Below are 23,576 nucleotides of genomic sequence, written 5' to 3'. Positions count from 1 at the left end.
GCTTGAGAGTCGCAGACGTTTACTGGATAGTTATCGTTTTTCTCACTCTCGCCGATAACCTTAAAGCAGGCATCCGACTTGATCTTGCGCCCTGCGTGCTCGTCCATAAAGCGCTTGCCCGTCTTTGGATCGACGGTCAGGCCATAGGTATTGCAGCAGTGGTTGGTGAAATTTACCGCAGCGCCGAAGCCCTTCTCATCGGGCGAGCAATATGGAAGGAACTGAATCCACGATGTAAGAAGCGTAAATGCGCCGATTCTATTTGCCGCTAGCATCGCTCCCGCCGAGCTTCCCGGATGGTTGGTGCTGTCTATGCTAGGTACTACGCGCGGATCTTGGATCTGGCGGTACCATAGATCGCGTCCGTATCCGCCCGAAGCCAGCAAAACGCCGTCTTTGGCTTTGTAGCTCTTTTTCTCGCCGCTTTTGTTTTCCAAATCGTCGCTAAAGAGCTTCGGATCAAATTTATACTCCTCACGAGCTTCTACGCCCACGACACGACCGCTGTCGTCCACGATGAAATCGTCAAATTTCGTGCGGGTTTTGATCGTGACGTTAGGATCGTTTTGAAGTTTACCCATCATCGGCTGGATGTAGCCCGAGCCTGAGCCGTTGGTTGATTGCAAGCTTCTTGCGACGCTATGGCCGCTCTCAAAGATCAGCTTATCGCTAAATTCCGCTCCGCAGCCCACCAAAAGATCCACCGCATCGTTGCTGCGATCAAACATCACGCCCAAAAGATCGGTATGATTGAGCCCGAGTCCGTCTTTTACGGCATCGGCTATGAAAAGCTCCTTGCTATCCTTGATGCCTTGTGCTACTTGAAATTTATTCATCGGAGCGGCCATATTTCCGCCGTTAATGACGGAATTTCCGCCCGCGCGACCCATCTTTTCTAAGATAAGCACCTTTTTACCGCGCCCGCTAGCTTTAATCGCCGCGGCAAGTCCCGCAAAACCGGTGCCGATGATGACGATATCGTATTCCTCGTCAAATTTGACGTCCTTGGCGTTTTGTGCCGCAGCTGCGCTACTAACTCCCAACGCAAGCGCTCCGGCGCCCACCGCGCTAATCTTTAAAAAACTACGTCTTGATACATCATGCTTTTGCATTACAACTCCTTTAATTGAAAGTGTATATTTAAAAGAAATGATAACTCGAATTTAAATGTAAGTCAAATAGAATAACGTTATAAATAGATAGTAAAAAGCTATGAAATATGGGCGTTGATATAAAATTTTGAAATTCGGCGGGCGAGCGGGATTGAAATTTTAAAATTTTATCAGACGCTCGTTTCAAAATGCTTGTGAACGCAAAAGCGCACTCGGCGCGAAAATTGCAATAAATGCAAAATCCGCACCGAGCTTTAAAATCACTACGCCTTAGCGAGCGACCTTAAATTTAAGCGTTTGCAGATCGTAGTTATTTACCTGCTCGTATTGCATATCCTCGATAGAGATCGCAGGAAGCGCGCACGAGCCAGCCATAATCACGTTTATTGGCGTATAGATGACGCCGCTACTATTCTCTCCGTCTCGTGGATCATAGTAAAAATAGCCGCTTTTTGGGAAGCGAAGCACTCGGTCATACAAATACTCCGTGTGTTCTAGTGCCACGCTATCTTGCATGCCCTCGACTCTAGCCTGCGCAGCCGAACCTAGGCGCTCATTGACCGCCTCAAAGCAGCTAGGCATAGCCTCGTCGATTACGAAATTATAAAGATAATAATTCGCTCGCCAGCTGATCTTAGAGTAAATTTTCTGCCCTACTTTAAGCCTATTTAGATCTACTATGTTGCCGCGAGCATCTATGAATTCTCGGTAAATTTCAATCCTTTTGCTATCCATAGAATGGGCGTTTAGGCTCTGTATGCTCAAAGCCTCATGCTTTAAAGGCGCGCTTTCATATCCAAAGCCAAGAGCGGTAAAAAATAGCTCGCCATTGCCGCTCATCGGCGTAAATTCTATCGCGCCGTCTTTTACCGAGAGTTTGGTATCTAGCGGCGAATTGAAATTTTTAGCCTCACCGTCGTATTTTAATGCAAAATGGGCTTCTTTTTTCGAGTCCTTAAAATACGCATCAAATCCGCGTATTACGCTTGCTCGCTCCTGCGTGTTGTTTATATTTTTTAGATCGCGAATGATCGCATCGACCGTGCGAGCCGTGCTATCATCTTTGATGCCAGCCTTGCCGAATGCGTAGAGCTTAAAGGCAGCATCTCTTATGTCGCTAGCAAATGTTAAACCTGCTCCGTTATCAGCGTAATCGTAATTCGCCTCATCTATTTTTTCGAGCATAAATTCAAACTCAGTCGTCATATTGTGCTTTTTAAGTATCGCAGCCAAGGCGATACTAGCCATCGGCGAGTCTTTATAAAGATCGTTGTCGTAAACGAAATTTATCTCATCATCATCGAGCTTGCCGTATTGATCCAGCACGAAATCCGCGTATATGCGGAGCGTATCCTGATCTTTGTAGCTTGATTTTAGCGCACTAAAAATTAGCGATCTTTGCTTATTGCTAAGGAATTTATAGCGCGTGTCAAGCTCTAGTAAAACGTCGCTTGCGTAAATCGAAGCGTAGTAATTAGTAACACCGTGAGCACTCCAGTAACCGAAATCGCCGTTAGGTTTGAGGCGAGATAGAATTCTACTTGCATACTCGTTTACGCGGTTGGTTAAGGTTTTATTGGAGTCTTTGCGTGCGACATAATCAACCGCTATCATTCTTGAAGCAAGCTGTTCGGTGCAGCCGTAAGGATAGAGATATAGCTCGTCCGCTAGGCTAAAAGCGTTAGGCGTAGCGCTGATATGGGTATAAATTTTTTTATAGCTCGGATCGATTTTGAGCGTTACCGGCTTATCGCCGTAGCTTACGTGAAATAGCTTCGAGCGCGGAAACTGGCTGATTATGTCAAATTCTACATCATTGCTAAATTTTTGCCCGTTTGCGTCAAGATCAAATTTAATGTTTGCATCTGCAATATCAAGCGCGCTCGCGGTGAAGTTCGTATGCTTGACCTCAAGCGGTTTGAGCGTGAAATTTGCCTCACCGCCGCTTATAGCAACCGAAGGAGACGAGCTGATTTTTAAGACCGCCTTTTGCTCTTTGTCGGTGGTGTTGATGAGCGTTAGCGGCACGGAAATTTCATCGCCGCGTACCATGTAGGTTAGATCGGCGGGCTTTATGATCACGTCGTCTCGGACCTTGGCTTCGACGTTTGCCGAGCCAATCGTAGCCGTCTCCCCGATAGCCATGGCACTTAGACGGATCGTGGAGTTGAAATTTTTCGGCATCGCAAGCTCAAATTTTGCCTCGCCGTTCGCGTCTGCTTTTGCGATTAGCATTTTGATAAATTTTTTCTGCTTTTTGTTTTCGACCGGGCTTAAATTTCGTTTAGCCTTCGCCATAACACCATCTCCGCCGAAGCTTAGCTCTTTAGCAGTAGTTTGATACACGCTAAGATCGTCGTAAATGTCGAAGTACCGCATCGCAAAATACGCGCTAACGTCAAACGCCTTAAATGCATCGAGCTCCTCTTGTGAGACGATATCTAAAATTCCAAGATCGACCGCATAGAGTATGACTTTGGAATTCGGCTCGCTTTTTACGCTGATCTGCGCGTTTTGCCCGTTTTTGTAGCTTTTCTCGGCTAAAATTTGCACGTTAGCCTTGTGCGAGCTTGCATCTAGCGCCACCGGCACGTTTGCATAGGCTCTAAGCGGCATCGCAGCGGGTGTCGCAGCGCGCGCGATTACAGCGTTGATGTGTCCTCCGACGAAATTATCCGGTACGCTAAGCTCAAATTCCGCGCTGCCGCCTTTTATGGATAGAATTTTATAGTCGTAAACCTGCTCGCCTACGAGCGAGATATTTAGCACGCCGCTTTCTACCGGCGAATTGATGACGCCTTTAATTTTATCTCCAGCTTTAACCTTATCGCTTGCGAGTTTGATTTTAGCGCTTTGCACGTCTTTAGCGTTTACCCGTCCATAATATCCCCAGCCGCTTACGTCCACGCGCACGCCAGCACTCGCGCCGCTTGAGTAATCGTTTGCGACGATTAGATAATTGCCGCCGTTTTGGAATTTGTACTCAAACTCGCGCGCATCAGTACTAACGGCGCTTACGAGATTAAAGCTTTCTTGCTCAACGTATCTGTTGCCGTCATAAACGTAAGTAAAATCGTCGCGGTAAATTTCAACGTCGATCTTGCCTTTGACGTCGGTTTTAGTTTTGGAATCTAGTAGCGCAAAGCCGAATTTTACGCTATCGCCGCTTGAAATAAAGTCCTTGCTCGCGCGAATTCCTACGATACGATCATAAGGCAGATAGCTCAGGCTGCGATATGCGCTTACGTTTTTGCCCTCCTCGGTTACGCTGAAATTTAGTAGAATATTTATGGCGTTAGAGACATTAAGATCAGCTGCTGCCGGCGAGAGTGCAAGCTCCTTTTTACCGGCGGAGCTTAGCGTAAATTCTGCTCTGCGAAGCTGCGTAGCGCCCTTTTTCTTTAAGCGATCGTTTAGAAACGAAAAGCCCTCATAGCCTTTAATTTTTAGCTCTTTTTCATAGGCGTTTGCTTCCAGCGAGCCTTTCAAATCTCCAGCCGGCGCGCCTGCAAGATAGTTTGAGCTTAGCTTTAAAGTTATGATCTCATCTGCGCCGTATTCGTCTTTGGCAGTTAAAATTTCATTTTTAATGCGGTTTGGGACGAAATTTTCTACGCTGAAGCTTTTAGAAGCGATGATTTTGTCCTCATAGATGAGATCCAGGCGGTAAGTGCCGCTTTTCTCACCCATCAGCTCGTCGATTTTAACGCTGCCGAACTCATCGGTATTTTGCGCGCGCGTGATGATCACAGTGCCGCTAGGATCGTAAATTTTAAATTTAATCGGCGTATTTTTTAAAGAGCTAAAATCGCGATTTTTCATCACGATCGTGCCTAAAAGCCGCTCATTCGGGCTTATCAGCTCGCTTGCGAGATAAACAAACGGACGCTTTGCAGTAATCGTTTTCTCGATGCTTGCTACGGCGTTATTAAATAGCACGAACGCATGCTCATCGCCTTTGCTAATCTCGATAGAGCGCGGATTTTTGGCTAGAATTTCCATATTTTCTAATCGCAAAATTCCATCTCCGTCCGTTTTATCCTCTACGATTAGCTCGTTTTTATCGCTGTAAATTTTAACCTTCGCTCTGCTTAGCTCCTCGCCATTACTAAGCCTAGAAGTATAAATCAGCGCGCCGCGCTCAAGCAGCACCACTTGAGCCGTAATGTCACTAAGATAGGCTACGCGCGAAACCTCTTGCATCTTTTCGCCCACTTTGTAAAACGCCGTGATTTTATAAATTCCATCCTCGTAGCCTTTAAAATCCATCGCGATTTTATGCTCCGCAACGGCGTTTTTAGCGCCTCCTATATCAAAGCTCTTAACCGCGATCTCGCTAGCTAACCCACCTACGCTATCTTCGTTGCTTTCAAAGTTTAAAAAATACCTAAAATTTTGCTCAGGGACTTTGGCAATCGAAATTTTAACCTCATTTACGTTTGAGCTTTTAAATGCCAACGAAGCGGATTTTGGGATAAAATTTTTCTCGTCGCTAAAGGCTACGAAAGGCAGCCTGTCGCCCATTTTTACGCTTTGTTTGATCTCGTCACGCAAGATATATGAGCTATCTCCAAAGCCCTTTAGCAGCCTAATCTCGTAGCTTTTATTCGGCATAAACTCGTCGCTTACTATATCTGCATAGTAGTAGCATGAAGGATCGTCGCTTTCGCCGCCCTCCTCATCTTCGTCGTAATAATAATATCGCGGCTGAGTGAGGCTAAATTTACTCACGCCTGCGATTCTTACGTATTTGGCGGACAGCTCGTCCATATAGTTAGGAAAACACACTCTAGCTGCGAGCGAGCCGTCTTTTAGAGCCGCAGGACGAATCTGCACGCCACTTAAATTTGAAGCGTTAATGCTATCATTAAAAGGCTCCTCGTCCGTGCGCAGCTCCACCGGATTTTGCAGCTTTGCGCCCGCTTTTGAGGTGAGGGATTCTATTTGCAATACGACGTTTTGTGCCTTAGGATCGAAGCTGAATAAAAAATTCCGATCATCGTGCGAGCTAAGCTCGTAGGATATGTCGTTTTGGGCTAAATTCTGCGCGCGATAAATTCTAGTCGCTTGCTGTAGCGCGTCCTTGCTAACCGCATCGTTAAATTTAATTGCCACTAACCCCGGACGCAGAAGCGCGATATGCTCGGTGCTAAAAGGCTCTGTCTCGAACTCAAAGCGCACCCCGCGCGCCTCGCACGAATAATTAACCCCGGCGCTAAGCATCGGCTTTGGATAAAGCCTAATTGAGCTCTCGCTCACGCTTTCGTAGGTGCCCGTGATTTTGGGAGTGCATTTTAAGATCTGCTTTTGCGTGACGCTAAATCCACTGCCGTCCACCCCGCTAATCTCGTAAGCCCCGCTAGCGTATTTGATCTCTACGCCCGCGGCAAAGCTAGCCAAAGCGCAAAATAGCGCTGCGCTTAGTAGTTTTGTCTTCATAAAATTCCTTTGCAAAAATTTTACGAAATTATATACAAATTAACCTTTTATTTTCTTTCATTTACTCTAAAATTTGCTTTAGCGAAATTTGCATTTTCGTCCAAGCAGCCAAGCTCAAAATCCCCTGCTCCAAGACTTAGCGTAAAAGCCTCGCCGTTAGTGCGCGCAAAATATTCTCCCGTTTTAACTTTAGAATTTGCAGGCGCTAGGCTTTGCGTGGTGAAATCTAGTGCCGTGAAATTTTGCTGCGAGGAATTTTGATCCGTAAAATTTTTCGCTGTGAAATTTTGAGCCTCCGAATTTTGCTCTGTGGAATTTTGCAAGATAGAATTTTGCGACGCCAAATTCTGTGTGGCTGGATTTTCAGCTATAAAATTCCATTCTACAGAATTTTGCTTCGTAAGATTTTGTGATTTTACATTCTGCGACGTTGAATTTTGTAGCATAGAATTTTGTGCTGCAGAATTCTGTTCTGCAAAATTTTGCTTTAAATTATCTTGCTGCGCCGCGCTAGAATGCTCGAAATCCAAATCCGCGGAATTCTCCCTCGTAAACGCGGTGGAATTTAGCGCTATAAACTCCCGCGAACCGCCGCTTAGCCTGATATATACCCGCTCGCCGAAAACCGCCGTGCACTGCACCTTTAGCCGCAGCGTGCCGTCCGCGCCGGTCTCGTAGGTTTTGGCATTGATGTCGTTTAGTACGGGCTTTACGGCGGCAAATTTAGCCGCGCACCTTCCTGCGCGCACCTTTTGCGGATCGACTAGGCCGTGTTTTAGCAGATAAAAAAGCTCGCTCGTGCCGTAAATTTCGCACTCCTCGTTGGGCTCAACTCCATCGATCGTAAGATCATCGGCGCTTTGCGCGCACTCCTTTTCGCGGTACGCGTCGGTGCATACCCGCCGCAAGCTCACGCCTGCGGGGCGTGCAAACTCCGCCTCGCCTAGCATGCCCGATTTATCGAGGAAGGCAAACATATTAAACGCCACCTTCGCCGCACTCACGCCGCCGCTAAGATCCCTAGTCTTGGAGCCGTCGAAATTTCCCAGCCAAACGCCGAGTGTGAATTTAGGCGTGAGAGCGACGGTGTAGAGATCGCGTGCATCGGCGCTCGTGCCCGTTTTAAACATCAACGGCGGCGCGTTTAGGGTATTTTGCCACACCGAGCCGAGATAGGAGCGCGGCGCGTTTCTTAACATCTGCGTTACGATGTAGGCGCTCTGCGGGGTTAAAATTTTAGCATCGTCGCCGATCTTTGCGCCCGCTATTTCGAGCTTCCGCAGCTTCCCGCCGTTTGCAAACGCGCTGTAAAGGCGGCTAAGATCCATTAGGCTCATCGAAATGCTGCCCAGCGCGATACCTGCGCCGTAATAATCCTTGCTAAACTCCGCCAGATGCACGTTTGATAGCATCTCATACAGCCCGTCGTCACCAAGCATCAAATTTAGTTTTACCGCGGGGATATTTAGGCTAAGGCTTAGCGCATCGGTCGCGCTCACCGCGCCCAAAAACCCCTGATTGTAGTTGCGCGGCACATAGCCCGCGAAGGTTATCGGCGCGTCGATCAGCTTCTTTGATGGGGTGATGAGCCCGTGCTCAAGGGCCTTGGCGTAGATGAAGGGCTTTAGCGTCGAACCTACGTTTTTTTGCGAGCGCACGCCGTCGTTTTGCCCCTCATTGGCGCTAAAATCGTGGCTGCCGACGTAAGCGATCACCCTCATGCTTTCGTTGTCGATCAGCACCGCAGCGCCGTTTCTAACGCCCTTATCGCGCAGGGAGAGGATCTCGCTTTTCAAAAAATCCTCAAGCGCGATCTGTATTTTCAGATCCAAGCTCGAATAAATTTTACCCTCGTTTAGACGCGCAAGCTCCTGCGCTAGCGCAGTTTGCTCCTTGGGCTGCGCGCTCGCTTCGGAGCCTGCGGAATTTCCCCGCGCCTTGGCGTTTGGATCGGAATTTATTTGCGCCTTAGTGTCCGAAGCGAAATTTGCCCGCGATTTGGCGCCTGAAACGGAATTTGTCTGTATTTTGGCGCCTGGAGTAGAATCTGTCTGAGCATTAGCGTCCGATGAAGCGAAATGCGTCTGAGCACTAGCGCCCGAAGCGAAATTTGTCTGCGGATCAAAATTTACGCTCGGCCGCTCGCTAGAGTTTGCATCTGCCTGCGGATCTTGCGGCGGATGCGCGGTATCTTGCCGACTATTTAAATTTAGATTTTGCGGATTTTGCGAGTTTTGATGCGGATGCGCGGCACCGGAAGCATTCTGCCGCTTGTTTAAATTTATATCCGCACTCGGATTTTGCGGCAAATACTCGGTTTGCGATTTATTTGAATTTGTATCTGCGCTAAAATTTTGCGGCAAACGCGCAGCGCCTCGTTGCTCGTTTAAATTTAGATTTTGCGAGTTTTGCGACGGGCGGGCGGCATTAATTAAATCTCGCCGCTCATCTAAATTTGCGCTCTTTCCTCCATTTGGTTTTACTGCGCTTTCCGGCTCATTCGATTTTACGCCCGCCTGCGATTTTGCGCCTTCGCGCTCGTTTAAATTTAGGCCCCTCCGTCCGCCCAAATTTAAACTCTTTGGCGCATCTGTTTTAAAATCCGCCTCTTTGGAATTTATTTCTTTCAAATCCACTCCCGCCTGCGTATTTGCGGCATTTAATAAATTTGGCTCACCCCTTGTCGCAGCTGTAAAGCCTGATTCGGCACTCGACGCGTCCAAAAAATTTGACTCTGCCCCCGCCGCGGTTCGGTGCGCAGACGAGCCTGCTTGCTCCGCTACCCCGCCGGGCGCTCCGTTCGAGTCAAAATTTTGAGTAAAATTTACGTCATCTTTGGCGGTAAAATTTTGCATTTTATAATTGCTAAACGCTAACAGCGCGTAATGCGGCGCATAATTGGGCGCTGCGTAGCGTCTGGGCGAGAAGGGCTCCGCGAGGGCGCGCTCGTACTCGCTTTGCGAGATCACGCCGCCCTCTCGCAGCTGCGAAATTAGGCGGTTTTTAAGCGCGTTGATGTTTGATCTGCGGTCCAGGCGGTTTTTGTTAGGGTTTTTTGGAATCACGCTAAGAAACGCGATTTGAGCGTTGCTAAGCTCGCGCAGGTCCTTTTTGAAGTAAAAATACGCCGCGGTCTTGACCCCCTCGATATTGCCGCCGTATGGGGCGAGGTTAAAATACATTCCTAAAATTTCATCCTTGCTGAAGTGCCACTCCAGCTGAAAGGCGTTGAAAATTTCGATGATTTTGTTCTTGTAGCTGCGCTGTTTGGGGCGCATCATACGCGCAACTTGCATCGTAATCGTCGAGGCTCCCACGCGCTCGACGTTGCCCCCGCTTTTTTTAGTAAAATTTTGCGTAAAATTATACATAGCTGCGCGCAGGATCGAGGCTGGATTGACACCGAAATGGTAGTAAAAATACCGATCTTCAAAGTAGATCGCGCTTTGTTTCAGCCGCGGCGGTATCTCGTCCGCGGCTGCGTAGAAGCGCCAAATTTGATCGTCGCTGATCTGCATATTTAAAATTTCGCCGTTTCGGTCATATAAAATTCTACTCTTCTGCTTATTTAGCATATCCAAATTTAGCGGATAAAGCGCGTCTAGTATCAAAAACAGAGCGAATGCAAATGCGCAAAATAGCGCGATTTTTAACGTAAATTTTAGAAATTTCATCGCGCAATTATATCAAAGAATTTTAATGATTTTAGGCTATAATGGCGCCTTTTTGCAAAGGAATAATCTTGGACGCTCTAGCTAAGCTAAACACCGAACAATACGCCGCAGCAACCGCTCCTTCGGGGCACAATCTAGTAATCGCAAGCGCAGGTACGGGTAAAACCAGCACCATCGTCGCGCGCATTGCTCATCTGCTAAATCTCGGCACGAGCCCTAGAAAAATTTTGCTTCTTACTTTTACGAACAAGGCCGCAAGCGAGATGATAGCGAGGCTGCAGCGGCATTTTGATAAAAAAACCACCTCCGCAATCGTCGCGGGCACCTTCCACGCCGTATCCTACGCCCTACTTCGCGAGCTCGGTAAAGGCGTGATTTTAAAGCAACCCGCCGAGCTAAAGACGCTGCTAAAAAGCCTCGTAGAAAGGCGCAAATTTTATCACGTAAGCGACGCGCGCCCCTACGGCGGGGCGTATCTGTACGACGTGTACTCGCTGTATCAAAACAAGGAGATGAGCGCGGATTTTGCGACGTGGTTTAGCAAAAACTACGAGGATCAGGCGGAATTTGCCGAAATTTACGCAGATATTTTGCGCGAGTTTGAGGAGGAAAAGGCGAAATTTAATTACGCCGATTTCAACGACGTATTGCTAAAAATGCGCCATGAGCTGCAAAAGGGCGCGCCGCTACGTTTTGATGAAATTTTAGTGGACGAGTATCAAGACACGAACTCGCTGCAAGGAAGCCTCATCGATGCCTTCGCGACGAAAAGCCTTTTTTGCGTCGGCGATTTTGATCAGAGCATCTATGCCTTCAACGGCGCAAACATCGACATCATCGGCAGCTTCGGCAAGCGCTTTGCGGACGCTAAAATTTACGCGCTAAATATCAACTACCGCTCAAGCTCGGCGATTTTAGCGCTTGCAAACCGCGTCATCGCGAACAATCCGCGCCTTTACGAAAAGAAGCTGATCGTGGGCCGCGAGGGAAAATTTAGCGCGCCTAAGCTGCATGTTTACGACGATACGGCGGCGCAATACTCCCACGTAGCCGCACAGATCGCGCAAAGCGGCACTCCGCGCGAAAAGATCGCCGTTATCTTTCGCAACAACTCCAGCGCCGACGGCGTCGAGGTTGCGCTTAAGGAGCTCGGTATCGGTGCAAAGCGAAAAGGCGGCGTGAGCTTTTTTGAAAGCCGCGAAATCAAGGCCTTTACGGACATCTTCGCGATGATAATAAACCCAAAAGATATGATGGCCTTTATGAGTACGTGTGAATACGCAAGAGGCGTCGGCAGCGCGCTAAGCAAGGAGCTTTTCGATGCGCTAATCGCGCTTGGGCATGGAAGCATTCATGCAGGGCTTTTACGTCCCGACGAGAGCGTTAAAATTTTTGAAAAAAAGAGGAAAAACTATCAGCTCGGGCTTTTTGACGATGTCGATATTATCGGCTCGGTATCGCGCTTTGAGGCTTTGGAATTTGACGAGTTTTTTCGCTCGCATCCGGTTCTAAAACACAATAAAATTACCGAGGGCGGCGCCGTATTTTTGCACGAAATTTATAAAATTTTTAAAAAAAGCGGCTCAGTTGCGAGGTCTGCTACGCTGATCTCGCAGATCAAAGACTCGCGCCTTTTCGCGCTTGTGGCGGATTTCATCGCGACAAAGCGCGCAACGCTAAAAAACGGCAAGATAGACGATGAACGTAAAAAGGACGAGACTGCGCGTATCTACGATAAATGCGGCATTTTAGAGCAGATCGCCGGTAAATACGCGGATCCGCAGAGCTTTTATAATTTCATAACTCTGGGCGCAAAAGAAATGAGCGAGGGCGAGGGGGTAAATCTGCTCAGCGTGCACGCAAGCAAGGGGCTTGAGTTTTGCAGCGTCTATCTCATCGATCTGGCGCAAAACCGCTTCCCGAACCTCAAGCTAATGGCGATGGGAGGCAGCCTGGAGGAGGAGCGGCGGCTATTTTACGTGGCGGTTACTAGAGCGCGCGACGAGCTGGTGCTAAGCTACGCGAAATTTGATAAGATCAGAAAAGTTAGCTACGAGCCGAGCTGCTTTTTAAGGGAAGCGGGGCTGGTGAAGTAGGCGAAATTTTGCTCGTCAAATTTGAAATTTCATTTTAGCGCGGGCGGATCGGTTTGGGTAAGAATTTTACTCCTCGCGTACGTCTGGTGCGCCGCCCTGCTTCTTTATCGGATTGCTGAAGTAGGAATTTCGCCGCGCGATATTTATAAATTTTGCGATTTGTAAATTTTTACGGCGCGAACGCTACCGCGATATTTTGCAGCTCGCTAAATTTCGCAGGCGGTAGCGGGGTTTGAAGCTACGATTGAGAGGCGTGGTTGCATGGGACTTTTTTGCGAGCTGTGCGCGGGCTATGTGGCAGCGCGATCAGGGGCGGTCTAAAAATAGCGATATTTGCGGTGCGGGCGGTTGCAAAATTTTACGCCGCAAATGCGGCAAAATTTTAAAATTTCGCTCCTGCTCTGCCGTAGAGTTTTGACGCGGTAAATTCTCCGCGAAATCTCGCACGGATAGAATTCGCAGCGAAATTCGGCGATAATAAAATTCCGCCGCCCTATTTCATCTTTCTCTTACTTTGAAATTTGCGTATTTTATACATCGCGGAGCTAAAATTTTATTTGATAAATTCCAAAAATACCGCAAATTCTACGACGAGTTAAAATTTACGGACGCACCAAATTTACGGCGCCGCAAAATTTTAAATTTCACTACGTATTGCGCACGCTGTAAAAATACGCGCCCTGCCAAATTTATTGGCGCGACGGAATTCCGAGCGGCGACAACTCGCATATTTATAAATAGATTTCGCGTCGCGTAAAATTCCATTGCCGGTAAAGTTTGCTGTCTATCAATTTATCGCCGCATAAAATACTATCCCGCAAATTTAACGCAGCGCAAAGCCCTTCGCCGCGTAAACTCACAGCGTATTGAACACCCTATCTCCCGCGTCTCCAAGACCCGGCACGATATATTTTTGCTCGTTTAATCTCTCGTCGATCGCCGCGGTAAAAACCTCGACCTGCGGGTAGATCTCGCTAAATCTATGAAGCCCCTCGGGCGCTGCGATGATGGAGATAAATTTGATCTTTTTAACGCCGTTTTTCAGCAGAAATTTCACCGCATCGATCGCCGTGCCGCCAGTCGCAAACATCGGATCGATGATGATTGCGGTGCGCTCTGCGGCATCTGCGGGCAGCTTGGCGTAAAAAAACTCCGCCTGCGCGGTCTTTTCGTCGCGCTGAAAGCCTAAAAATCCCACGCTAGCGTCGGGCATAAGCTTAAATACGCTATCTAGCATCCCCAGTGCGGCGCGTAAAATCGGGCAGATCATGATCTTTGTGGCGAGCTTATACGCGCTGGTCTGCGCCACGGGCGTATGCACGCTCACCTCGCGCAGCGCTAGATCGCGCGTCGCCTCGAACATCATCAGATAGCTGATCTCATCGACGAGCATGCGAAACTGAAACGGATCGGTCCCTCTATCGCGCAGGATCGTGAGCTTATGCTCGATCAGCGGGTGCTTGATCAGCCTCACGTTAGGCAGCTCGCACGCGGTTTGGTATGTACATTTTTGGCTTTGGCTCATTTTCTCTCCTTAAATTTATTGAATTTTACGCCCTTTTAGGCATTTTGATCGTATGTTTTAGCACGAGCGCTCGCGTCATGTCGCTGAAATTTCGCCGATAACGGCAACGCGATTTTAAATTTAGCTCATTTTAGCTCGCAATGCGCGCGTTACGTTTAAATTTAGCTCGGCGGCTCACTTTTAATTTAGCGCTTTTAAAAACGCAGCCCTTTAAATTTTGCTCGCTTGCGTCGCCTCTGATTTGGTCGCTATTTAAACAGGGCGCGCTTTCTATCGGCACCGAGCGCTACTTTTCGGCGAGCGCTCGCGGCGTAAATTTCATCTGCGAAATTATCGTCTGAGGCGGCTTTAAATTTACTTAATGCTCGCGCCCGTAAGCCAAATTTTAAAATTCCCAGCTATCCTTGCGCGCCGATAAAATTTTAATTTCATGCATGCGGGCGCTACGCAAACGAGCTCAAACAAACCGAGCGTATCTTTTAAATTTAACTCGCCGCAAGCCGTTAAATTTTAACGTGCCGCGGGCAATCAAATTTAACAGCCCTATTCCTTTACCACGCGCAGGAACGAATACACGTCCTGAACTCCGGGCGCGTGCGTCGCATACCAGATCGCGTGCTTTTCGTGCTCAATGTCGCTCACTACGCCGCTAAATACCACGTCGCAGCCCACGATCGCTACGCGCACCGCAGTGCCCGAAACGTCGGTGTCGGAAAATAGATTTTTCTTTAAATTTGTAAAAATTTCAAACGAATTGCACGGATATTCGGGCTTTTTGACGCGCAGATAGGTATGCACGCGCCGCACGCCTTCTGTTTGTCTAGCTAAAGCAAGTAGTGGCTCGCGCATCGCTTCGCTATCCAGTAGCCCGATGAGATAGACCTCGCCGTAGAAGCATTCGACCTCCAAATCCCAGCTGCTAAGGCCTTTGGTAAATAGAATTTTGCTTTGAATTTTAGTCTGGATGAGCTTGTCGCTAGCGACCTCGCTGACGCTGCGGCGGTCGCGCGCTACGGAGTAGATGTCGTATACGCTAAGCGCGTTGCCCGCGGGCGCCAGCGGAGCCGCGCACGAGCTAAATAGCGCCGCGCAAGAGAGCAAAAACACCGCTAAAATCGCTAGAAACAAAACTCTCAAACCCTCTCCAATCTCGTTTAATTTCTAATTATCTCAAGCCGGTTGCCGGCGCCGTTTTTTAAATTTAACCCCGCAGGCACCGTTTTATCGCAGCTTCAAATTTTGCGCCGCGAGATTACGCCCAAACCGCGCGCCGTAAAATTTTACAATATAAATTTTAAAATTTACGTTGTAATTCGCACGGCTTGCAGAATTTTGCGCTTTTGCCACGGCGGAATTTCGCGCGCAGTATTCGTCGCCGTAAAATTCTACGTGGCTAAATTTAATTGCAAATTTGCCGCTGCGAATTCTACGAGGTAAAATTTCTCGCGGCGGAATTCGCCACTGTAAATTTTATATTGCAAAACTCGCGCCCAAAATTCCGCCCGGTCGCGGCTAATTCGTCGTAAGCCCGCCGTCTATCGCAAATATCGCGCCGCTGACCCACTTCGCCGCATCCGACGCCAAAAACACCGCCGCATCGCCGATATCCTGCGCGTTGCCGATTTTGCCGAGCGGATAGATATTTTTTACCATCTGTTCAAACGCCTCGCGCCCCTGCGGGCTAAGCGCATTTAAATTTCGCTCAAACTGCGGCGTCAGCACGCTTCCGGGCGCTATGGCATTGACGCGAATGCCGAGTTTGCCGACCTCAAAGGCAAGCGATTTGGTGAAAGAATTTAGCGCGCCTTTGGTAATCGAATACGCCGTCGTGGTGCGCCCCACGAGCATTCGGTTCGCAAAATACGACGAGATATTGATCACGCAGCCCTTGCTAGCCGCAAGCGCGCCCAAAAGCCCCTGAGTAAGCAGATATGGCGCTTTGACGTTTAGGTTTAGATGAGCGTCTAGCAGCGCTTCGTCGGTCGCCTCAAAGGGTACGAATTTTCCCAGTCCGGCGTTATTTACAAGGATATCTATCTTAAGGGGTAGTGCTAAAATGCGCTCGCAAAGGCCTTTTATCGTTTTGCTTTGCGCCAAATCCGCCTCTACCGCGTAAGCTTTCACGCCGTAACCGCCTAGGTTCTCCTGTGCGATTTTTAATTTCTCCTCGCTTCTGCCGAGTAGGATCAAATTTGCGCCCTCTTCGGCGAAACACTTTGCGATGCCAAGCCCTATGCCGTCGCTTCCGCCAGTGATTACGGCAGTTTTTCCCTCTAATTGTTTCATACTTTTCCTTTCAATGCGTAAATTTATGCTCTAAAAATTTGAGCGAGATTTATGAATCTCGCAAACTTCAAAATTTTGCAGGCTTTGAAATTTTACCCGCTTTAAAATTTCGCTCACTTTAAAATTTTACGGCGAAGCAAAGTTTCGTCAATAAAATTTTACTAATTTTAAAATTCTACCGATAAAATTTCACGGCGGAATTTCATCGCAAAGCTCGCGGCGGAATTTCATCGGGAATTTCATCCGTAAATTCCACCCAAACTGCGCCGCTTGGCTTACAGCACCTGTTTTACGCTACTAGCCGTGATTTCAAGTAGCCTCGTAGCAAACGGAAATTTCGCCTTCGTTTCTTCAAACTCCGCACCGCTATCAATAAAGCGCGCTGTGCCCTTCACTACAAAGCCACGCCCCGCTCCGAACCTGCCTGCTAGCTCCTTCGTTGCGACGCTAAGCTCGACGTTCGGATTAGCCTCCACGTTGCTTTGCGTCTTTTTCATACCCGCAGCGGGGATAAGGATGCGATCACCTTTAATGACGAGATATCTGTTCCACGTATTGCTGATATGAGCCTCGCCCTGCGCGCAGGTAGCGATACCCACGGCGCATTCATAATTCAAAATCTCCAAAAATTCCTTGCTAAACATTTTCTCTCCTTAAATTTACATTTTAAAGCTCGCGATTTTGGCTGACAAGCCCCGCGCGCAACTGAAATTTTAACTACCTCCGCCATTTTCCGCCGCGGTTAAATTTTATACTTCAAAAGCGCCTCCTTGTCGGCTTTGCTTACGCGGAAGCTATCGCGGATCTTCGATATCGCCTTGTTTTGGATAAATTTAGCCGCCCGCTTGCTCGCCAAAAACGCAAGCGTGATCTCGCGCTGTTTGATAAACATCTCCGCTATCGCCCACGCCGCGCCCATCTGCACGTAGTACCGCTCGTCGCTTTCGGTGGCGCAAATTTCAAAAAATTCCTCGGGCGTGAGCGCGCTCATATTTCGCATAAAATAAACGTAGAAAAATCGCCGCTCAAACTCGTCCGCGCCGCTTTTAGCCTGCTTTAGCAGCTCGTCCGCACAAGCGTCGTCACTGAATTCTGGAGCGAACATATCGCAAACCGCCCAATTAGGCATCGTTTTAATAAAACTGCTAGCAAGCGCGAATTTCGTCTCATCCTGCTTTAAAAGCATTATGAAAAAGCCTTTTAGCACGAACTCTTCGTGAAAAACCGGCTCGTAATTTTGCAGCTTGCGACGCGCCTCGTCCGCCTCTCCCAAAGCGGCGAAGCTTTTGCGGGCAAGCGCGCGAAGTGCCGGTGTGCGCACGCCCAAAATCTGCGGCGCGGGTATTAGGCGCTGCGAAAATTTCGCCAACTTCTCCTCGCTTAGCGCCCGCAGCTGCCCTAGCATATTTTCTCGTAAATCCATAGCTTTCCTTTAAATTTTGATTTCAAATTTTAACCCACCAGGCGCAAGCCGATTTCGGCGCGCCGAAATTTAGCCACACCAGATTATTTATTTAAACAGATCGCGTCGCTCAAACTAATCGCCCGATAGATCGCGTTTAAATCGCTCGCCGCACCCGTTCAAAGTCTTTTGTCTAAAAAACATGCCTGCTAGATCGCTCTGTATACCGCCATACAGAGCAAACCGTACCGCAAAAGCCGCTTAAATGAAACTCGGCGCGTCGTTTGAAAACAAAATTAGATCGCCGCTGTGCGTATTTTCGCTCAAAACTCGCTGCAGATCGCGCTTATCTTTCAAAACGATAGTCTTTACGGGACTGATCTTGCTTTGCAGCACCTCGGAATTTAGCTCGCCCGTAATGATTGCAAGATCAAAAATTTCATCGATTTTGGCGGCCAGCGTCTCGTTGTCCTTGCGCGTACTCTCGACGATGCCCGGCGTGATGATGACCTTGCGCCCGCCGTAGCTTCGCATCAGCTCGTAGCTTTGCAGCATGCCGCTTAGATTGCCGTTGAAGCTATCGTCGATGATGATCTTGCCGCCCGCATCGAGCCGCGCGAGGCGGTGCTCGACGGCGCCGACGTGCGCGACGCGGCTTTTGATCTTATCAGCGCTAAGCCCTAAAAATCGCGCGATCTTTATGCACGCAGCGAGATTTGCGGCGTTAAATTTACCCAAAATCGGCGCGAAAAACTCATGCCTCTTTCCTTGTTCGCTACGCCCGTTTGAAATTTTACGCTCGTTTGCGGCCTCTTGCGTGCCCCACTCTTTGACGTTACAAATTTTATCGTCGCTAGCGGCACGAGCGGCTTGTTCGCAAAATTCTCGCTCGCTTTGTTCGGCGTAGGATACGGAATTTGCATCGTCAAAATCGGCGCCATAATTTTTAGAATTTTTGTCTTTTTCCGCGCATGCCGCACTGCTAAAATCGCCCTGCCCTTCGCTCTCTGCGGCGGATGTTTCTGCGCGTAGCGTGGAATTCTCGCCGCTAGCACCGTTTTCATCATCGCTCAAATTAAGGCTAAATTTTATTCCGTCCAGATCCGCACCGCAAATTTCCAGCCCCTCGTCATAGATCGTGACGCGCTCGTCCGCGCTTTTTTGCGTGGAGCTGTGCAAAAACGCATGCTTTAGCCGCGCGCTTGTGAGCGCTTCGAGCTTGGTTTTGCGGATGTTTTCGATGCTTTTGAAATACTCGATGTGTTGCGCGCCGATCTCGCCCACGACGACGATCTGCGGCGCCAAAAATTCAGTGATCTCGGCGATATCGCCGCTTAGCCTGGCGCCTGCTTCGGCGATATATATCTGCGTATCTGCGGGTAGCGCCTCGTTTACGTCGCGCACGAGCCCTGCTAGCGTGTTTACCGAGCGCGGCGTCTTGTAGCAGCGAAAGTCGCTTTTTAAAATTTGATACAAGAAGTTTTTAATGCTCGTCTTGCCGTAGCTCGCGGTGATCTGAATGATCGTAAGCGAGGGCATCTGGGCCAATTTTTTGCGTGCGTCGGCCTTAAATTTCGCAGCCTGTGCCCGCTCGTAAGCAAAGCTCGCCGCAAGAGCGGCGCCAAGCGGTAAAAAGATCGGCAAAATCGGCCCCCCCGCGGCATAAAACGCGGCGTTAAAGCTAAACACACAAATCGCCAAAATCGCAAAAAATCGCTTCACGCGCGGCGTAAAGACGAGCTTTTTATCAAGCCCTCTTTGCCAAAAATAAAGCGCTAGCGCGTAGGCCGCGACGATTAGAATTTTAGCGGCGTGCAAGGCATAGAGGGGCGTGGCGCCGAATTTAGCCACGCCCAAGCCCGCTGCGATCTCGCAGCCAAAATACGCCGCCAGCGGCAAAATCAAAAAATAGAGGTGCCACGCGGGTTTGGTGAAGTGAAAGATGATGCGCGCGGGCTTGTACGAAAACCACTGCAGGCAGGTGATCAGATAAAAGCCTAGCAGTAGGACGAATGCCGCGTGCGCGATCAAAAATATTATATTCATCTTTTAAAATCCTTTTTATAAATTTACGCGCCTGCTTTGCGAGCCTGTGCGGGCAAAAGCGCGGCAAGCTCGGACTGACCGACATTCGGCGTCATTTGCAAATTTTACGAATTCTCGCTTCGCAAATTCTATTTTTGCAAACTTGCGCGCTCGCAAATTCATGCTCTCGCGAAGGCTGCGCGAGCCGCGCTAGATAAATTTACGCTGCCGCGTGCCTCCATTTTCGATACCGCGCAGCATCCATCTCTCGCAACCTGAAATTTTCGCACGATGCGTATCTTGCGACATCGAGCCTTATCTCGCGCGATGATTTGCATTATTTGTGGCACATAGACCTTATGTCGCGGTGAGACTAAATTTAATTGCCCGCTTTTCGGTGCACGCACGCGGTTTCGGCGCGTCTTGTACGGCCATCATAATCGCAAACACAGAGTAGAAACGATCCGCTGCTGCGTTAAAATTTTAAAATTTAACGCAGCACGCTGCAATTTGAGCTTTTCATTTTATACTACGCGCCCAAAGAGCAAATTTTTGCTCTGATAAATTTTAAACGCATACGCACGCGGCTTTATAATCTAAATTTACGCTTCGGTTCGCGATCTTTGGCGCAAACACTCCGCAAAATTTTAAAACGCGGGCGAACTGCACTAAAGCGCCGCATTGAAACGCTTTTTAAAATATACTCGCTGCCACCTCGCTTTTCGCGTGATCTGTTTTTATATCTAAAGCGCGATTTTTAGCGGCGCAAAAATTTCGCGGCTAAATTTTAAAATTTACACAAAATCGCGTTTCGTTTTAAATTTAGCGCGGCGCCAAATCGTTAAATTTAGCTGCCGCCAAGCTCATTTTCGATCTGCTCGCCGATAAAATCCGCGCTCTGCAAAAAGAAAAAGTGATCCCCCGCCAGCGGATAAAATTTGCTGTTTTTAATGAGCGAGTGGATCAACTCGCCGCTTTTTAGGCTAGTGGCGCGATCGTCCTTGCCCCAAAAGATAAGCGCATTTTGCGGGTTTAGCGCGGAAAAAATATCGCGGAAGTCCTCATTTACGACGTTTTTTAGCGTCTCATACATCGTCTTGCTCATACCTGCGGCATCCTTGCTCGCAAACGCGCGCCAAAGCCCCGCCAGTCCAAGTCTTTTTAAAATTTTAAAAATCGCGATTTTGGCGCGCACGGCAAAGGGCTTGGGCTCGATGATACCGGCGCTGCTTAGCAATATGAGATTGCGCGGAGCTAGCAATGCAGCGATCTTGCCGCCGAAGCTGTGCCCCATGATCGCTGCGGGCTGCTTGCCAAAAGCTGCGATAAAGGCGCGCATAATCTCTGCGTAATCCTCGCTGCTAAGGGCGTGCGCAGGCTGGGAGCTGGCGCCAAATCCCGGCAGATCGACACACACTAGCGCGTAACGGCGAAATTTATCCGAAAAAGCCCGAGACATAAGCGCCTTGTTTGCGCCCCAGCCGTGCAGCACCAAAATATATTCGGCACGCTGCAAATTTGAAATTTCGTAGCTGATTTTGTAGCTCTCGCCGCCGCAGATGAGCTCCTTACTCGCCACCGCCGCTCCTTTTGGCGTAAACGGCTTTGAGCAGCTCGACTGCTTTTTCGAGCCGCTCAAACTCGCTCATACTGATCATCACGGCTTCGAATTTGTTGTTTTTGACGATCAGAGCTTTTTTAATCTCTTGGCTTTTGATCTTGTTTAAAACGGTGCTGAAGTTGCGCACGATCTCGGTAGCGGTGTAAATTTCGTCTTGATTTATCATAACTCAACCTTTTGAGGTAAAATTTTACGCAAAATTTAGCGTAAAATTTTAAACGATTGGCTATTTATTAGCGGTAATTTTGGTGATTAGCTCGTAGCTTACAGGGATCTGCCTCATCGGCGGCAGCGACGAAGCAAGAGCTGCTAAGACCTCGGGGAAATCGTCAAATAGGTAGTTTGCGAGACTGCCTGGGTTTGGATTTATCTCGTTTAGATAAATTTCGCCCTCTTTTTCAAAAAAATCGCAGCGAATGAGCGCGCCATCGAATGATCCTGCGTTATAAAGCCGCGCAAAGGCGTCTTTCATCTTGCCCTCTAGCAAAGCGCCAGGACGAGCGGGCTCGATCGCGCCACTACGCGAAAAATCCAAATATTTACGATCGAAATTTAAATAGCCCTCTTTTTTCGGCTCTTCTATATTCGAAAATACGATTTTGCCGTCTATTTTAGCGCCTGCGAGATTGAATTCCTTTACGTTTTCCCAGTACGGCTCTACGATCGCGCTGTCATCCAGCTCAAAAGCCTGATCCAGCGCGTAGCTAAACTCGCTTTCGTTCTTGGCTATCGAAATTCCAATGCTAGAGCCCAAATGAGCGGGCTTAACGATGATCGGAAAATTAAAATTAGGCAGGCTAGTACGATTTACGATCTCATACGGCAGGGTTTTTACATTTGCGATTGCGGCTAGGTGCTTGGTTAAAATTTTATTATAACTTAGCACGCTAGCTTCGATGCGAGGTCCGATATAAGGGATGCCAAAAAACTCAAATAGCGCTGCCATTTTGCCATCCTCGCCATCGCAGCCGTGGATTAAATTGATATATGTGCCGACTTCTAGCATGCTTTTGCTAAACATTCCGCTTTCAAAAAATCCGCCCGCACCAATGCTAAGCTCTTTTGCTTTAGCATAGCCGCCCTGCTTAAAATACGCTGCGCGCATATTTTTATCCTCGATGCGGTAAAATTTACGATTTTTATCGCAAAATACAAACTCCAAGTCCCAGCCTTTTAGGGCATTTTTAACGGCAATTGCCGAGATGATACTTACTTCGTGCTCGTAGCTCTGAGCTCCAAAAACTATGCCAAATTTCATTGCTTTCCTTCAAATTTTATTTTCTACGCTAATTTTTTTAACGCCTCTTTGACAAGATCTGACGTATTCGTGCTGCTGCATCCCGCTAAAATTTGATTGATCTTATCGCGCTTAAATCCAAGGCTTTGTAGCGCGGACGCCGCTTCGTTTTTATAAGTCTCGCTAGGACCGAATTCCATTAGCTTCGCATCGCCCAGTTCGGCAATGATCCGTCTAGCGGTCTTTGGGCCGATACCCGGAACTGAAGTTAGCGTCGCAGCATCCCCCGTAGCTACGCAACGCGCAAAATCCTGCGGAGCGAGCGTCGAACAAACCGCCATCGCCGTGCTTGCACCTACGCCACTAAGCTTGATTAGGGTTTCAAACATCTTTTTTTCACTCTCGTCTAAAAACCCGTACAGCAAATCGGCATCCTCGCGCAGAATTTGTACGCACGCAAGCTCGGTCAGCTTGCCCTGCGTGAGCTTCGCGGAGGTATTTAATGACAATGAAAGAGCGTAGCTCACGCCGCTAGCGCATTTAATGACGCAAGCAGTGGGCTCCTTGCGCGTGATAATCCCTTCGATCGCCGCTATCATCTAAGAGCCTTTAAAATTTCATTTATACTCTCGTTAAGCGCTAAATTTAGGGCATTATAAATGCTTTGCGAGCTAGGATCAGGCACGAAAACGCGCTTAGTGACGATGCCCGATTTTATGCTTTCTAAAGAATTTAAAATTTCATATCCCATCGTGACGGTTGCTTGATCGTTATTGATCTGAAGCGCTACGATACTGGTTTTTAGGCGCAAATCCCGCTCTTTTGGCACAAAGATCGGATTTAGCGAGCAGGTGGAAAATGCCGCATCAAGCAGCGCCTTATATACCATCTCGCTAGGCATCGTAATAAATTTGGCGTCGCTTGCGAACCGCGTTCGGTTTCTAAAATCCACTATTAAAATATCCCGCCTATCGACGAGATCGGTCGCCGTGATAGTGTCGATAAAGATATTTTTACGTGCACCGCTAGGATTTACGCAGCGCTTTTGATCATAACGCAGCTCGTAGTAGGTGTATGGCTTAGCCTGCTTAGCTAAGCAGCCACCTAAAAATATCACTGCTAGCGTCGCAGCAAGCGTAAACTTTATAAAATTTTTCAT

15 protein-coding genes and 2 pseudogenes are annotated in these 23,576 nt (G+C 48.4%); 2 read left to right on the top strand and 15 right to left on the bottom strand.

What is annotated here, in order from left to right:
- The 4 genes and pseudogenes from QZ176_RS07075 to QZ176_RS07065 all read right to left on the bottom strand — a co-directional run.
- Nucleotides 1–1,112 (bottom strand): FAD-dependent oxidoreductase (locus QZ176_RS07075; protein ID WP_295152331.1); only part of this gene is annotated, 1,112 nt, incomplete at its 3' end.
- A 270-nt stretch (nucleotides 1,113–1,382) separates the two neighbouring features.
- Complete coding sequence (locus tag QZ176_RS07070) at nucleotides 1,383–6,551, bottom strand: alpha-2-macroglobulin family protein (protein ID WP_295152330.1); 5,169 nt, start codon at nucleotides 6,549–6,551, stop codon at nucleotides 1,383–1,385.
- A gap of 189 nt (nucleotides 6,552–6,740) precedes the next feature.
- A pseudogene (locus tag QZ176_RS10445) lies at nucleotides 6,741–6,821 on the bottom strand (hypothetical protein); the annotation flags it as partial.
- An 851-nt stretch (nucleotides 6,822–7,672) separates the two neighbouring features.
- Nucleotides 7,673–10,069 (bottom strand): annotated as a pseudogene (locus QZ176_RS07065) (transglycosylase domain-containing protein); the annotation flags it as partial.
- A 197-nt stretch (nucleotides 10,070–10,266) separates the two neighbouring features.
- Here QZ176_RS07065 and QZ176_RS07060 point away from each other — a divergent pair.
- Complete coding sequence (locus QZ176_RS07060) at nucleotides 10,267–12,321, top strand: ATP-dependent helicase (RefSeq protein ID WP_295152326.1); 2,055 nt, start codon at nucleotides 10,267–10,269, stop codon at nucleotides 12,319–12,321.
- A gap of 232 nt (nucleotides 12,322–12,553) precedes the next feature.
- Nucleotides 12,554–12,739 (top strand): hypothetical protein, encoded by a 186-nt coding sequence (locus QZ176_RS07055; protein WP_295152324.1) that lies wholly within the window; start codon nucleotides 12,554–12,556, stop codon nucleotides 12,737–12,739.
- Between the two features lie 438 nt (nucleotides 12,740–13,177).
- Here the strand turns inward: QZ176_RS07055 and upp are convergent, their stop codons facing one another.
- From upp to QZ176_RS07000, 11 genes are all read right to left on the bottom strand, one after another.
- Complete coding sequence (gene upp, locus QZ176_RS07050; protein ID WP_295152335.1) at nucleotides 13,178–13,804, bottom strand: uracil phosphoribosyltransferase; 627 nt, start codon at nucleotides 13,802–13,804, stop codon at nucleotides 13,178–13,180.
- A 585-nt stretch (nucleotides 13,805–14,389) separates the two neighbouring features.
- Nucleotides 14,390–14,983 (bottom strand): BON domain-containing protein, encoded by a 594-nt coding sequence (locus QZ176_RS07045; RefSeq protein ID WP_295152322.1) that lies wholly within the window; start codon nucleotides 14,981–14,983, stop codon nucleotides 14,390–14,392.
- Between the two features lie 375 nt (nucleotides 14,984–15,358).
- Nucleotides 15,359–16,132: an SDR family oxidoreductase gene (locus tag QZ176_RS07040; RefSeq protein WP_295152321.1), complete on the bottom strand. Its 774-nt coding sequence runs from the start codon at nucleotides 16,130–16,132 to the stop codon at nucleotides 15,359–15,361.
- Nucleotides 16,133–16,407: 275 nt separating this feature from the next.
- On the bottom strand, nucleotides 16,408–16,776 hold the full coding sequence (locus QZ176_RS07035) for a pyridoxamine 5'-phosphate oxidase family protein (protein WP_177389050.1): 369 nt from the start codon (nucleotides 16,774–16,776) through the stop codon (nucleotides 16,408–16,410).
- Between the two features lie 98 nt (nucleotides 16,777–16,874).
- On the bottom strand, nucleotides 16,875–17,555 hold the full coding sequence (locus tag QZ176_RS07030; RefSeq protein ID WP_295152319.1) for a DNA alkylation repair protein: 681 nt from the start codon (nucleotides 17,553–17,555) through the stop codon (nucleotides 16,875–16,877).
- A gap of 240 nt (nucleotides 17,556–17,795) precedes the next feature.
- Complete coding sequence (locus tag QZ176_RS07025; protein WP_295152317.1) at nucleotides 17,796–19,580, bottom strand: Mur ligase family protein; 1,785 nt, start codon at nucleotides 19,578–19,580, stop codon at nucleotides 17,796–17,798.
- Nucleotides 19,581–20,406: 826 nt separating this feature from the next.
- The gene (locus QZ176_RS07020) at nucleotides 20,407–21,138 is read right to left on the bottom strand and encodes an alpha/beta fold hydrolase (RefSeq protein WP_295152315.1); all 732 of its coding nucleotides are present in this window, start codon (nucleotides 21,136–21,138) and stop codon (nucleotides 20,407–20,409) included.
- Entirely contained in the window at nucleotides 21,128–21,346 is a 219-nt protein-coding gene (locus QZ176_RS07015) for a prevent-host-death protein (protein WP_295152313.1), read from the bottom strand. The genes QZ176_RS07020 and QZ176_RS07015 overlap by 11 nt, the downstream gene beginning before the upstream one ends.
- 60 nt (nucleotides 21,347–21,406) lie before the next feature.
- On the bottom strand, nucleotides 21,407–22,438 hold the full coding sequence (locus QZ176_RS07010; RefSeq protein ID WP_295152311.1) for a D-alanine--D-alanine ligase: 1,032 nt from the start codon (nucleotides 22,436–22,438) through the stop codon (nucleotides 21,407–21,409).
- 23 nt (nucleotides 22,439–22,461) lie between these two features.
- Nucleotides 22,462–23,016: a Holliday junction branch migration protein RuvA gene (gene ruvA / locus QZ176_RS07005; protein WP_005870379.1), complete on the bottom strand. Its 555-nt coding sequence runs from the start codon at nucleotides 23,014–23,016 to the stop codon at nucleotides 22,462–22,464.
- Complete coding sequence (locus QZ176_RS07000) at nucleotides 23,013–23,576, bottom strand: hypothetical protein (protein WP_295152306.1); 564 nt, start codon at nucleotides 23,574–23,576, stop codon at nucleotides 23,013–23,015. Before QZ176_RS07000 ends, ruvA begins: the two co-directional genes overlap by 4 nt.

The organism is uncultured Campylobacter sp. (genome assembly GCF_905373215.1).
In the GTDB taxonomy this organism is placed as follows: Bacteria; Campylobacterota; Campylobacteria; order Campylobacterales; family Campylobacteraceae; genus Campylobacter_B.
Note: the sequence above shows the minus strand (reverse complement) of the source record. Positions and strands in the feature narration are given on the sequence as shown.